We start from the raw sequence: 12,505 nt of genomic DNA, 5'->3' as shown, positions 1-12,505 counted from the left end.
GGAAATTGGACATCCAATTTCCATTGAATTTGCGGGACTCCGAGCGGAAGCGCAGGTCAGGTGCGGGTTGCTCGGGCTCGCATGGACGGTAGTTGGATGTGCCAGATCTCCTCGACGAGGCCGTGGATGTCGGTGGCCTCGGGGAGGGCCGTTGCGGCGAGGCGGGTGGCCGGGACGCCGAGCAGCTGGAGCGCCAGTTGTGCGTGCGCGGTGGCGATCGCGTCGAGGTTCTCCTCGCCCTCGGGGGAGTACCACTTCGCCACGCCGGAGCACATCTCCAGCACCGCCATCCGCGCGAAGCGCTGGTCCGGGACTGCGAAGACGCCGCGCTCGCAGCCGTCCGCGACCGCGCTGCGCCAGAACTCCTCGTAGCGGTCCCGGATTTCGACGATCGTCGCCCTGCGCTCGGCGTCCAGGACCCCGAGCTCGTTGTCCACCACGGTCGTCTCGTCGCGGTGCAGCGCGTGGGTGAGCACGTGGACGTGCACCAGGCTGGCGATGATCTCCTGCGGCTCGGCGCCGTCGACCGCGACCCGTTCGGCCGCCGTCACCAGCCGGTCCAAGCAGGTCCGCATGATGGAGAACAGCAGGTCCTGCTTGGTGCCCATGTAGTGGTAGAGGGTCGCCGGGGAGAGCTGCGCGGCGTCGGCGAGTTCCCGGATGCCGGTGCCGTGGAAGCCCTGCGCGGCGAACAGCCGGACGGCCGCCGCCCACACCTGCCGCTGGGTGTCGTCTCCCGCGCGTCCTCGTGCGCTCATCGCTTCGCGCTCCCCGAATTGTCGGTCGATTGATCGATCTGATCGCCTCCAACCGTACCGGTGACAACACGGATACATCGGGCGTGGGCAGCAGAAGTCGCTATTGACCCTCCGATTTGCGGGACCTATCGTGCATGAATCTCTCGATCGATCGATCGGTTGAGACATCTTGGAGGCAAGATGAACGATCAATCGACGTCCGCGGAACGGACCCAGGAATCCACCGGAGCGAGCGGGCTGCGACCAGCGCTCCGGGACCGGCAGATGAGCATGATCGCGATCGGCGGGGTGATCGGCGCCGGCCTGTTCGTCGGCAGCGGCGCGGTCATCAACAAGGCCGGTCCCGCGGCGCTGGTGGCGTACGCGATCGCCGGGCTGCTGGTCGTCCTGATCATGCGGATGCTCGCCGAACTCTCCGTCGCCGCACCGAAAACCGGTTCCTTCGCCAGCTACGCCTCGCGCGAGCTCGGCAGCTGGGCCGGGCTGGCGATCGGCTGGCTCTACGCGTACTCGTGGAGCGTCACCGTCGGCGTGGAAGCCGTCATCGGCGGCGCGCTGCTGCACGGGATCCTGCCGGTGGTGCCGGACTGGACCGCCGCGCTGGTGTTCATGCTGGTGCTGACCGGCTCGAACCTGGTCGCGGTGCGCGCCTACGGCGAGGTGGAGTTCTGGTTCGCGCTGATCAAGGTGGTCGCGATCGTCGCGTTCATCGGGCTCGGCCTGCTGGCGATCTTCGGTGTGCTGCCCGGAGTTCCGGCGCCCGGTGGGACGAACCTGTTCGGGCAGGGCGGATTCGCGCCCAACGGTTGGTACGCGGTGTTGCCCGCGCTGCTCGTGGTGTCCTTCGCGTTCAGCGGTGCCGAGGTCGTCACGATCGCGGCCGGTGAGGCGATGCGCCCGGCCGAGGCGGTGCGGCGGGCCGTCCGGACCACGATGGTGCGGATCCTGGTCTTCTACATCGGTTCCATCGCGGTGATCACCACCCTGCTGCCGTACGACGACGCCGGGATCACCGAGAGCCCGTACTCGGCGGTGCTCAACCGGTTGGGGATCCCGAACGCCGGGCTGATCATGGACCTGGTGGTGCTCGTCGCGGTGCTGTCCTGCCTGAACTCGGGGATCTACACCGCGTCCCGGATGCTGTACGCGCTGGCGAGCAACGGCGAGGGCCCGCGGGTGCTCGCCCGGTCGAACGCCTCCGGGGTGCCGGTGCCCGCCGTGCTCGTGGTGGCGCTGGCCGGGTTGGCGACCGTCACGGCGAACTACTTCTTCACCACCACCGCGATCTTCGACTTCCTGGTCGACTCCAGCGGTTCCGTGATCGTCCTGCTCTACCTGACGATCGCGGCCACCCAGCTGCACAGCCGGGCCCGCACCGAGCGAGACGGCCAGCACCTGACGGTGCGCATGTGGGGCTACCCGTACCTGTCGTGGGCGGTGGTCGTCGCGCTGGTGGCGTTCCTCGCGCTCATGGTCGTCGACCCGTCCACCCGGCACTCGCTGTTCCTCACCTTCTCCGTCGCCGCGGTCGCCGTGACCGTCGGGTTGGTGCGGCAGAAGCGCGGTTCGATCTCGATCGAACGACCATGAGCGGCGGGACCTCCTGGGTACGGTGGCCGTGCATCGGCACCGTTCACGAGGAGTGACCAGTCCATGGCTCGATTGCACGTCAGCTCGGAGTTCCCGGCGATGCTCGAACGGATCGACGCACTCGCCGGGACCCTCGAGTCGAACGCGGCGGAAGCCGAGGAGCTCGGTCGCTTCACCGGGGACACCGCGCAGGCGTTGCTGGACCTCGGGGTGATCCGGGCGGCGCTGCCGGCGGACCTCGGCGGCCACGAGTTCGCCCCGCGGCAGATGATCGAGACCATCGAGCGGCTCAGCTACCACGACGCCGCGGCCGGCTGGACGATGATGGCGATGCAGCACGTCACCGGCACCACGGCGGCCTACCTCGGTGACGTCGCGGCCGACGACCTGTTCTCCGGCACCGCGAACGGCTCCTACGCGCGGCTGGCCGGGCACGGCACCCGGCCCGGCCGGGCAGTTCCGGTGGACGGCGGCTTCCTGGTCAGCGGGAGCTGGCAGTTCGCCTCCGGGATGGCGCTGGCCACCCACATCCACAGCGCGATCCAGGTCGAAGGCACCGGGGAGCTGCGGGTGCTGGCGATGCCGAAGTCGCAGGTGGAGCTCGTCGAGAACTGGGACGTGCTCGGGCTGCGCGCGACCAACAGCATCGACTACCACTGCACCGACGTGTTCGTCCCGGAAACGCACACTTACGTCGCCACCACGACCACCCCGGCCAACGGCGGTGCGATCTACCGAATCGGCCTGGTGAACATGGCCGCGATCGGGCACACCGGCTGGGCGCTCGGCGTCGGTCGGCGGCTGCTGGACGAGCTGAAGTCGGTTGCTGTGGCCAAATCGGGCACGTACAACGCCGCCGTCGACACCGCCCAGTTCCACGCGGAGTACGCGACCGCGGAGGCCAAGCTCCGCTCCGCGCGGGCGTGGGTGATGCAGGAATGGCAAGGCATCGAGGACACCTTGGCCGCGGGCGAGCAGGTGAGCACCGAACAGGAAACGCTGATCAAGCTGACCCTCAACCACGCGACGTGGACCGCGCACGAGGTCGGCCGCACGGTCCACCGGTGGGCGGGATCGGCGGCGATCCGCCGCGGACCGATCGACCGCTTCCTGCGCGACCTCGGCACCGGAAGCCAGCACGTCACCTCAGGCCCGGTAGTCCTGCAGAACTGCGGAAAGTCCCTCAGCGGCCAAAAGCCCGAAGCGCACTGGGAATTCCTCGACCTCGTCCCGTATTCGTGAGTGGCGATGGTTGCTCTTATCACCGTCCGCACTCACGCAACCTGACCAGCTACGACACCGCACCTACATCGCTAGGCGAGCGACTGGACGAGGTCGGTCAGCTGCGCGAGGTTGCGGCACTCGGCCATTTCGACGAGGTCGGCGTACTCGGGCGCCACGGAGTCGCCGGTGCCCCAGGACGTGCTGGGTTCCGGGTTGAGCCACAGGGTTCGCTTGCACCGGTCGGTCAGGTCGGCTAGTGCGTCGAGCTCCGGGTCGTAGTTGTTGTTGCGCGCGTCGCCGAGGATCAGCAGGACCGTGCGAGGCGTGAGCACGTCTCCGTGCTTGTCGGCGAAGTCGGTGAACACGCGGCCGTGGTCGGTCCCGGTGCCCGGGAGTTGGAGGGTGTCGCGGCGGACCGCGGCCAGGGCTTCGGCGGCGTCGCGGCCGCGGCGGAGGTGTTCGGTCACCTCGTGGACGTCGCGGACGAAGGCGAACACCCGGGTGCGGGAGAAGACCTCGTGGAGCGTGTACACCAGCAGCAGCGCGAAGTGCGCGAAGTTCGCCACCGACGACGAAACGTCGCACAGGACCACGAGTTCCGGCTTGTGCGGTCGGCGCGGCCGGAAGTGCGGCTTGATCGGCACACCGCCGGTGGCCAGCGCGGACCGCAGGGTGCGGCGGAAGTCCAGCGTCCCGCTGCGCGTGCCGTGGCGCCGTTTGCGCTGGATGCGGGTGGCGAGCTGGTGGGCGAGGGGGTGGACGGCCCGCCGCATCGCCGCCATGTCGGCCTGCGAAGCGCCCAGGAACGACACCTGGTCCAGCGCGGGTTCGGTCAGGTTGTCGGCGACGTACCGCTCGCCCTTCTGCTCGGCGATGCGCCGGTAGGCCTCAGCGGTGACCAGCTGCTTGAACCGGTCGATTCGGCTGGTGAACCGGGATTTCGTCGCGGTGGCGGTGGTTCCGAGGGGCCGTGCTTTCCCCTCGGCGGTGCGCATCAGTCCAGCCAGCAGCGTTGTCGGATCCAACTGCTCCAAAGCGGCACGCGGTGACCACGAGCCGGGATTCCCGCCCGAGCCGGGAAAACTGCCGTACTGCGACAGTGCGCGGCGGGCGATCTGCCCCAACGCCGCGTTGTCGCCGGTGTACAGCGCCTGGGCGAGTTCGGTGCGCATGGCGTGGAGCTCGGGCGAGGTGCCGTGGGCGCCGGTGACCTCCACCTCCTGCTCGACCTCGGAGCTGGTGGTGAGGCCTTCGCCGACGGCGATCGGGAACCACAGGTCGAACAGGGCGTTGAAGACCGCCACGTCCTTGTGGCGCTTGACCAGCGTGGCCGCGTAGGCGATCCGCACCGTCTCCCGATCCAGCAGGTCGACGGAGGCGAGCGCGCGGGCGGCGTCGATGCCCTCGGCGGTGGAGACCGCGATGCCGTGCTCGCGCAGCGCGGCGAGGAAATCGGTGTGCCGGTCGATCAGGCTCATCGCCGCGGTGCTTCCGCGCCGCGCAGCCCCAGCCCGACGAGGGCGCGCTCGTGGTCGCCGGGGTGCTTGAGCACCACCCCGAGCGTGGACTCCAGCGCCGGGTCGTCGAGGTCGTCGATGCCCAGCGCCAGCAGCGAACGGGCCCAGTCGATGGTCTCGGCGATCGACGGGGCCTTGGTCAGCTCCAGGTTCCGCAGTGCGGCCACGACCTCGGTGAGCTTGCCCGCCAAGGTCTCGCCGAGCGCCGGGACGTGGGTCAGCACGATGTCGCGCTCGCGCTCCGGCGTGGGGTAGTCCATGTGCAGGTAGAGGCAGCGCCGCTTGAGCGCCTCGGAGAGCTCGCGGGCGGCGTTGGAGGTCAGCACCACGAACGGGCGGTGCCGGGCCTGGACGGTGCCGAGCTCGGGGACGGTGACCTGGAAGTCCGACAGCACCTCCAGCAGCAGCGCCTCGAACTCGACATCGGCCTTGTCCACCTCGTCGATGAGCAGCACCGTCGGCCCCTCGCGGCGGATCGCCGCCAGCAGCGGGCGTTCCAGCAGGAACTCGGGCGTGAAGATGTCGGCGCGCGTGTGCTCCCAGTCCGCGTCCCGCCCGGCCTGGATGCGCAGCAGCTGCGTGGCGTAGTTCCACTCGTACAGCGCCCGGGCCTCGTCGAGGCCTTCGTAGCACTGCAAGCGGATCAGCTCCGCGCCGGTGGCCGAGGCGACCGCTTGCGCCAGACCGGTCTTGCCGACCCCGGCGGGACCTTCGATCAGCAGCGGTTTGCCGAGCCGGTCGGCCAGGAACACCGTCGTGGCGGTGGCGGTCCCGGCCAGGTAATCCACTGTGGACAGCTTGGTGCCGACGTCGTCGGAGGTGTCGAACACGGCCTCTCCTTCTCCCTACTGGTCAGCAGCCTGACACGTCGTCGCGTCCGTGTCAGCGCCGATTCGCCGAAGCGATCGCCCGTTTCTCCACGTTGCGCAGGATCAGGCCGAATGAGATGCCCAGGGCGATGCCGAGGACCGGGTCGACGAGCTTGCCGACCACCGGGACCCGGACGCCGAAGACCGTGGTCCAGATGACCAAGGTGCCGCCGGGGACCTCGGCCAGGTCGACGCGGCCGAAGGTGTGCTCGAGCGATGGCCGGGACTCCCGGATGCGGTACTCCATGCGGTGCGGGCGGTCGAAGCCGGTGATCTCCTCGCGGAACTGGAACGGGCCGCAGTCGAGCTCGCGGACCGCGCCGAGCCCGTTCTTCTCGGTGTCGCCCCGCCGCGTCAGCTCGCAGGAGCGGACGAGCGGGACCTGGGAGAACTTCTCGTGGTCGACGTAGGCCTCGAAGACGTCGTCGATGGGAGCGGGAATCGTCCGGGTGGTGGTGAGCGTGTGCACGTGCTTCCCCTTCCGGTCAGTGGCCGCGCCGCGGCCTCCGCAGGCTCTCGAAACCGTTGTTGAGCAGGTACTGGCCGACGTTGAGGGCGGCGTGCCGGTCGGGCGCCGGTTCCTTCCCGGCGGCCATCCTCCGCATCTGGACGCTGTAGTAGGTGAGCTCGGTGAGGTTGTCCAGCATCCGGATGCCGCTGCGGCGCGGATTGACGATGCTCTCGTCGGCACGCCCGGCCAGCAGCTCGGCGGGGAAGTCGGGCTGAACGGTGAGCGGTCGCCCGAGACCGACGACGTCGACCGCGCCGGAGTCCAGGGCGTCGACCATGCCGTCGACGGTCCGGAAACCGCCGGTGAGCATGAGTGGCAGGTCGGGCAGCTCGGACCGGACCCGCTCGGCGTAGGAAAGGAAGTACGCCTCGCGCCTGCGGGTGCTCTCCTTCAGCGACGGATCGACGCCGAGCATCGCCGCCGAGGTGTACGTGCCGCCGGAGACTTCGAGCAGGTCAACGCCTTCGGCGGCCAGCGCGTGGACGACCTCGATGGACTCGTCCTCGCCGAAGCCGCCGCGCTGGAAGTCCGCGGAGTTCAGCTTGATCGCGACCGGCGTTTCCGCCCCGACCTCGGCGCGGATCGCGCGGAGCACCTCGACGACGAACCGGCGGCGCTTCTCCGGAGTACCGCCCCAGTCGTCGGTGCGCTGGTTGGACAGCGGGGACAGGAACTGGCTGATCAGGTACCCGTGTGCGCCGTGGATCTGCACGCCGTCGAAACCGGCTTCGGTGACGATGCGCGCGGTGGTCGCGAACTTGCCGATCAGGTCCTCGATCTCGCGGGAGGTGAGCTCGCGAGGCTGGGCGAAAACGCCTGCGGTGCCCGGAACTGCGATCGCCGACGGCGCGACCGGACGGGACGTCAGCGTGCGGGGAGTCTGCCGGCCGGGGTGGTTGATCTGCACCCAGACCTTGGATCCGCCGGACTTGGCGACCGCGGCCCACTCGGTCAGGTCCTGGAAGTCGCGGCGGTCCTGGACGACGACGTTGCCCGGTTCGCCGAGCGCGGTGCGGTCCACCATGACGTTCCCGGTGATCGTCAGGCCGACACCGCTGCCGGACCACCGGTGGTAGAGGTTCTTGATCCGGTCGCCGGGGGAGAGGTCGCGGCGCCCTAGGCCTTCGCTGAGCGCGGCCTTGGCCAGGCGGTTCGGGATCTCGAAACCGTTGGGGAGCTTGAGCGGGCGGGCCAGGACCGATCGGTCGAGGCCCTGCGCGGTGCCGGTCATCTGGATCCTCTCTCCTGCGGTGGGGGAGGGTCGAGGGCGAGGATCGCGCGGACGGCCGCTTCGATCCGGCGCCCGGTGGCCTCGTCGGGACTGCGCCCTTCGAGCAGGGCGCGGCGGAGGATTCCGCCGGGCACGTCGACGACGCAGACGGCGATCGCCTCGACGGCTTCCCGATCGCCGCGGTCCCAGACGCCCCGGGCGAGCGAGATCAGCAGGTCGACGAAGCACTGCTGCGTGGCGTTGAGCTCCTCGGCGACGTCCGCGGGTAGTTCGGGGGAGAACAGCTGGTCGCGGCGCTGGGTGAAGAAGAGCTGCGCGCTGGTGGGGAACCGGCGCACGAACTCGGCGGGCACGAGCGAGACCGCCACCACGGCCTCGATCCCGCCCTCGTGGGCTGCGGGCGCCTCGTTCATGAGCTCGCCGAGCCGGGACCACGCGCGGAGCCACAACTTCGCGAGCAGGTCCTCCTTCGAGCGGAACGCGTGGTAGATCGTGCCGTTCGACGCCCCGGCACTGGTCGCCAACGCGCGTAAGGTCAACCCGGCAGGATCACTACTGGTCACCAGCTGTTCGGCGACGTCGAGCAGGTCGTCGAGCGAGTGGAGTCGAGGTCGAGCCACAGCCGGACCGTACTGGAGCGCACACTCTAGAACATCCACTCCACTACGTGTGCTCGATCACAGCTCGCTGCTGGGAGCTGTTGCGGCCCAGGGGTCGACCGGGATCACTCGGGTGCTCTTGCCCTGGTCGTCGAGGATCCGGCCGTGGACCTTCGTCATCTGCAGCACCAGTTTTCGGTCCACGACCTTCGCCCTCGGGTGGTCTTCGGCCAGCCGGAGCAGGAGGTCGTCGAGGTGGTTCAGGGAGCGGAGTCCGACGATCAGGCCGAGGTTCGCCGGGCTGGTCACCGCTGCGCAGTGGCGGGTTTCCGGCCACGCTCCGACCGCGCGGCCGACCTGGTGGACCTCGGTGTCCGGGACGGTCAGCCAGAGCAGGGCCATGGCGTGCCAACCGGCTAGCGGGCGGGCGACGTCGCAGCGGAACGCGATGTCGCCGTGGCGGCGGAGGCGGTCGAGACGGCGTTTCACCGCCTGCGGCGAGGAATTCAGCTCCGCGGCCAGATCGGCGTAGCTGCGCCGGCCGTCGTGGCCGAGCGCCAGGAACAGGGCGCGGTCCTCGGCGCCGAACGGCCGGATCTCGCGCGGTGGCGGGCCGATCTGCTCGCGGACCTGGTCGGCCTGGCTGCGGTTCATCACGCCCAGCCGCCAGATGACGCCGCCGAAGGTGCTGCCGAAGACGTGGCTGCGGACCTTCGTGACCTGCGGCGGAGTCGGCAGGGTCCGCAGCAGCACGTCGGAGATCGCCGCCAGCGACGGGGCCATGATCAGCGCGAACACCTGGTACTCGCCGGTGGTCACGCCGACCGTGATCACGTGCGGCAGTTCCGCCAACTGCTCGGCGACCTGCGTCGCGGTGCCCGGCGCGCAGGCGAACTCGACGGTCGCGCCCCGCGATGCGCTGTTGCCCAGCGCCACCGTCGTCCAGGCCGCTCCGGCGTCGGTGAGCCGCTGCCAGCGGCGGGCCAGCGTGATCGGGGCCAGTTCCAGGACTTCGGCGAGCGCCGTCCAGCTCGCCCGCGGATTGATCTGCAGCGCGTCCACCAGCGCGAGGTCGACTTCGTCCAGCACGGCGCCTCCGGTGTCGTTTTCAGACATCCAAGCGGGGTGGAACGGGGAAATCCATCGTTCTGGGCGTGCTGTGGCGAGGTTTCTCCGACGCTGCTTCGCATGCGCGATCCACAACACTTCGACCTGGTGCTGGCCGGGGCGCGGGTCATCGACCCCGAAACCGGGCTCGACGCGGTGCGCAACGTCGGCGTCGACGGTCGGCGCATCGCCGCGGTCACCACCGACCCGCTCCGCGGCGACACCGTCGTCGACGTCTCGAACCGCGTGCTCGCACCGGGTTTCATCGACATGCACAGCCACGCGCAGACGGTGACCGGACTCCGGCTGCAGGCCATGGACGGCGTCACCACCGCGCTGGAGCTGGAAGCGGGCGCCCTGCCGGTCCGGGACGCCTACGCCGGGGCGGCAGCGGAAGGTCGGCCCATCAACTTCGGGTTCTCGGCCGGGTGGGCGCTGGCGCGGATGCGGCTGCTCGACGGCGCCGAACCGGGCGGGTCGTTCGACGTGTTCGCGAAGTACCAAGGTGCGCCGAACTGGCGGCTCCCGGTCGGTGCGCGGGACCAGGCGCGGGTGCTGGACCTGCTGGAAGAGCAGGTGCGCGACGGTGCGCTGGGCATCGGGATGCTGGTCGGGTACGCGCCGGACTCGGGGCGGGACGAGTACTTCGCCGTCGCGTCGCTGGCCGCCCGGTTGGGCGTGCCGACCTTCACGCACACCCGGTTCATCTCCACCGAAGAACCGGGAACGTCGTTGGAGGGCGCGTTGGAGGTGATCGCGGCCGCGGCCGGGACCGGCGCGCACATGCACATGTGCCACCTCAACAGCACGTCGAACCGGATGATCGACGACATCGCGGCGGCGGTGGACCGGGCCCGCGGCTACGGCGTGCAGGTCACGACCGAGGCCTACCCGTACGGTTCGGCGTCGACCGTGATCGGCGCGGCGTTCCTCGCGCCGGAGAAGCTGCACCGGCTCGGGATGAAGCCGGAGAACATCCTCTGCGTGGCGACGGGGGAGCGCGTCGCGAACGCCGCGCGGTTGGCCGAACTGCGCGAGAAGAGCCCCGGTGAGCTGATCGTCTTCGACTGGCTGGACGAGTCCTCGCCGGCGGATCTCGAGACGCTGCAACGGTCTTTGCTGTTCTCCGACACCGCCATCGCCTCCGATGCGGTGCCGCTGATGGGGCAGGTCGACGACACCTGGCCGGTCACCGACGACGTGCACACCCACCCGCGCAGCGTCGGTTGCTACGCGCGCACCTTCGGCTGGCTCGTCCGCGAGCTCGGCGTGCTGTCGCTCGGCGAGGCCGTTCGCCGGTGCACCTTGCTGCCGGCCCAGATCTTGGAACCGGCGGCTCCCGCGATGCAGCGCAAGGGGCGGATCCAGGTCGGGGCCGACGCCGACGTCGTGGTCTTCGACCCCGCCACCATCGCCAGCCCCGCCACCGGAACCCAGGTGCGGACCTCCACCGGCGTCGACCACGTGCTGGTGGGCGGGACCTTCGTGGTCCGCGATGCGCAGATCCAACTCGACCGGCTGCCGGGCGACCCGGTCTTCGGTCGTCACCGCGACTGACGGAGCAGACATGACCCAGACCGCTGCGGCAACGGACGCCCTCTACAGGCGGGTGAGCTGGCGGATCCTCCCGCTGCTGATCCTCTGCTACACCTTCGCGTACCTGGACCGGGTGAACATCGGGTTCGCCAAGCTGCACATGCAGTCCGACATCGGGATCAGCGAGGCCGTCTACGGGCTGGCCGCCGGGATCTTCTTCCTCGGCTACGTGATCTTCGAAGTCCCCAGCAACCTGCTGCTGGCCAAGATCGGCACCCGCAAGACCATCTTCCGCATCATGGTGCTGTGGGGGCTGACGTCGGCGGCGATGATGTTCGTCAGCGACGCGACCAGCTTCTACGTGCTGCGGTTCCTGCTCGGCGTGTTCGAGGCGGGGTTCGCGCCGGGCATCATCTTCTACCTGACGTACTGGTTCCCGCCGGCGCGGATGGCGGCGGCGATGGGCCTGCTGATGCTGCCCGGCCCGATCGGCTCGATGCTCGGCGGACCGATCTCGTCCTGGCTGATCACGAACTTCGAAGGCGTGGCCGGACTGCACGGCTGGCAGTGGATGTTCCTGCTGGAAGGCCTGCCGTGCGTGGTGCTCGGGTTCATCGTCTGGAAGACGCTGGCGGACACGCCGGAACAGGCGAAGTGGCTCAGCGCGGCGGAGAAGGACCAGCTGCGGCGGGACATCGCCGTCGACCAGGACAAGGGGCAGCACAGCTTCCGGCAGGTGCTGCGCGACCCGAAGGTGTACCTGCTGGCCGTCGGGTACTTCTGCCTGATCAGCGGCCTGTACGCGGTGAGCTTCTGGCTGCCGACGATCCTGAAGGAGAACGGGCTGACCGACACCGTGACGATCGGCCTGTACTCGGCCGTGCCCTACGCGTTCGCCATCGTGCTGATGATCGTGCTCGGCCGCCGTTCGGACCGCACCGGGGAACGTCGCCTGCACAGTGCGGTGACCGCGCTGCTCAGCGCCGTGGCGCTCGCGGTCGCGGCGTTCACGGCCAGCAACTTCGCGGTGTCGCTCATCGCGATCGTCATCGCGACGGCCTGCATGTGGGCGTCGTACACGGTGTTCTGGGCGATGCCGTCGCAGTACCTGAAGGGCACGGCCGCGGCGGGCGGGATCGCGCTGATCAACAGCATCGGACTGCTGGGCGGATTCGTCAGCCCGACGCTGATCGGCTTCGTCAAGGACGCCACGGGCAGCACGGTGGTCGGCCTGCTGTCCATGGTCGCCCTCCTCCTGATCGGCAGCCTCGCGATCTACGCCAACCGCCTGCCCGCCCGGTGAGGCCCGCCAGGGATCCGCAGTTCCCACTGAGGGTTTTCCATCCGCTCTCTGCGTGGCGGTGCGAGTGCCGAGGGCGGGCTATGCGCCTGCGGCGCATGCGACCTTCACCGCGCGGTGCCGGCCGTGCTTCGCGGTCACAGACCGCACCCTCCGCAAATTCAATGGAAATCGGACATCCGATTTCCATTGAATTTGCGGAAGTTCTCCACAGGCAGGACGACTTGTCCACAGGTGTCGGCGTGTCGGGTCCATGGGGCCCC

11 protein-coding genes are annotated in these 12,505 nt (G+C 69.5%); 4 read left to right on the top strand and 7 right to left on the bottom strand.

Going from position 1 to position 12,505, the window contains the following annotated elements; translation table 11 throughout:
- Positions 1–56: 56 nt before the first annotated feature.
- Positions 57–758 carry a TetR/AcrR family transcriptional regulator gene (locus ABTZ89_RS26025; RefSeq protein ID WP_351049323.1) on the bottom strand — a complete coding sequence of 234 codons (702 nt, stop codon included), beginning with the start codon at positions 756–758 and terminating at the stop codon, positions 57–59.
- Positions 759–938: 180 nt separating this feature from the next.
- Here ABTZ89_RS26025 and ABTZ89_RS26020 point away from each other — a divergent pair, with 180 nt between their 5' ends.
- Both ABTZ89_RS26020 and ABTZ89_RS26015 read left to right on the top strand, forming a co-directional pair.
- The gene (locus ABTZ89_RS26020) at positions 939–2,348 is read left to right on the top strand and encodes an amino acid permease (protein WP_351049321.1); all 1,410 of its coding nucleotides are present in this window, start codon (positions 939–941) and stop codon (positions 2,346–2,348) included.
- A gap of 63 nt (positions 2,349–2,411) precedes the next feature.
- The gene (locus ABTZ89_RS26015; protein WP_351049318.1) at positions 2,412–3,590 is read left to right on the top strand and encodes an acyl-CoA dehydrogenase family protein; all 1,179 of its coding nucleotides are present in this window, start codon (positions 2,412–2,414) and stop codon (positions 3,588–3,590) included.
- A gap of 71 nt (positions 3,591–3,661) precedes the next feature.
- Here ABTZ89_RS26015 and ABTZ89_RS26010 read toward each other — a convergent pair whose 3' ends face one another.
- From ABTZ89_RS26010 to ABTZ89_RS25985, 6 genes are read right to left on the bottom strand one after another with little or no spacing between them, the layout of a single operon-like run.
- On the bottom strand, positions 3,662–5,050 hold the full coding sequence (locus tag ABTZ89_RS26010) for a vWA domain-containing protein (protein ID WP_351049315.1): 1,389 nt from the start codon (positions 5,048–5,050) through the stop codon (positions 3,662–3,664).
- Complete coding sequence (locus ABTZ89_RS26005) at positions 5,047–5,919, bottom strand: AAA family ATPase (protein WP_351049312.1); 873 nt, start codon at positions 5,917–5,919, stop codon at positions 5,047–5,049. Before ABTZ89_RS26005 ends, ABTZ89_RS26010 begins: the two co-directional genes overlap by 4 nt.
- A 52-nt stretch (positions 5,920–5,971) precedes the next feature.
- Entirely contained in the window at positions 5,972–6,427 is a 456-nt protein-coding gene (locus ABTZ89_RS26000) for an SRPBCC family protein (RefSeq protein WP_351049309.1), read from the bottom strand.
- A 16-nt stretch (positions 6,428–6,443) separates the two neighbouring features.
- The gene (locus tag ABTZ89_RS25995) at positions 6,444–7,700 is read right to left on the bottom strand and encodes an NADH:flavin oxidoreductase/NADH oxidase family protein (protein ID WP_351049306.1); all 1,257 of its coding nucleotides are present in this window, start codon (positions 7,698–7,700) and stop codon (positions 6,444–6,446) included.
- Positions 7,697–8,320 (bottom strand): TetR/AcrR family transcriptional regulator, encoded by a 624-nt coding sequence (locus ABTZ89_RS25990; RefSeq protein ID WP_270950224.1) that lies wholly within the window; start codon positions 8,318–8,320, stop codon positions 7,697–7,699. Before ABTZ89_RS25990 ends, ABTZ89_RS25995 begins: the two co-directional genes overlap by 4 nt.
- A gap of 57 nt (positions 8,321–8,377) precedes the next feature.
- Positions 8,378–9,415 (bottom strand): Lrp/AsnC family transcriptional regulator, encoded by a 1,038-nt coding sequence (locus tag ABTZ89_RS25985; protein WP_351049302.1) that lies wholly within the window; start codon positions 9,413–9,415, stop codon positions 8,378–8,380.
- Between the two features lie 72 nt (positions 9,416–9,487).
- Between ABTZ89_RS25985 and ABTZ89_RS25980 the strand changes: the two genes are divergently transcribed.
- Positions 9,488–10,963, top strand: coding sequence for an amidohydrolase family protein (locus ABTZ89_RS25980; protein ID WP_351049299.1), 1,476 nt, complete (start codon positions 9,488–9,490; stop codon positions 10,961–10,963).
- A gap of 10 nt (positions 10,964–10,973) precedes the next feature.
- Complete coding sequence (locus ABTZ89_RS25975) at positions 10,974–12,245, top strand: MFS transporter (RefSeq protein WP_351049296.1); 1,272 nt, start codon at positions 10,974–10,976, stop codon at positions 12,243–12,245.
- Positions 12,246–12,505: the final 260 nt, after the last annotated feature.

The organism is Saccharopolyspora sp. NPDC002686 (genome assembly GCF_040295745.1).
In the GTDB taxonomy this organism is placed as follows: Bacteria; Actinomycetota; Actinomycetes; order Mycobacteriales; family Pseudonocardiaceae; genus Saccharopolyspora; species Saccharopolyspora oryzae.
Note: the sequence above shows the minus strand (reverse complement) of the source record. Positions and strands in the feature narration are given on the sequence as shown.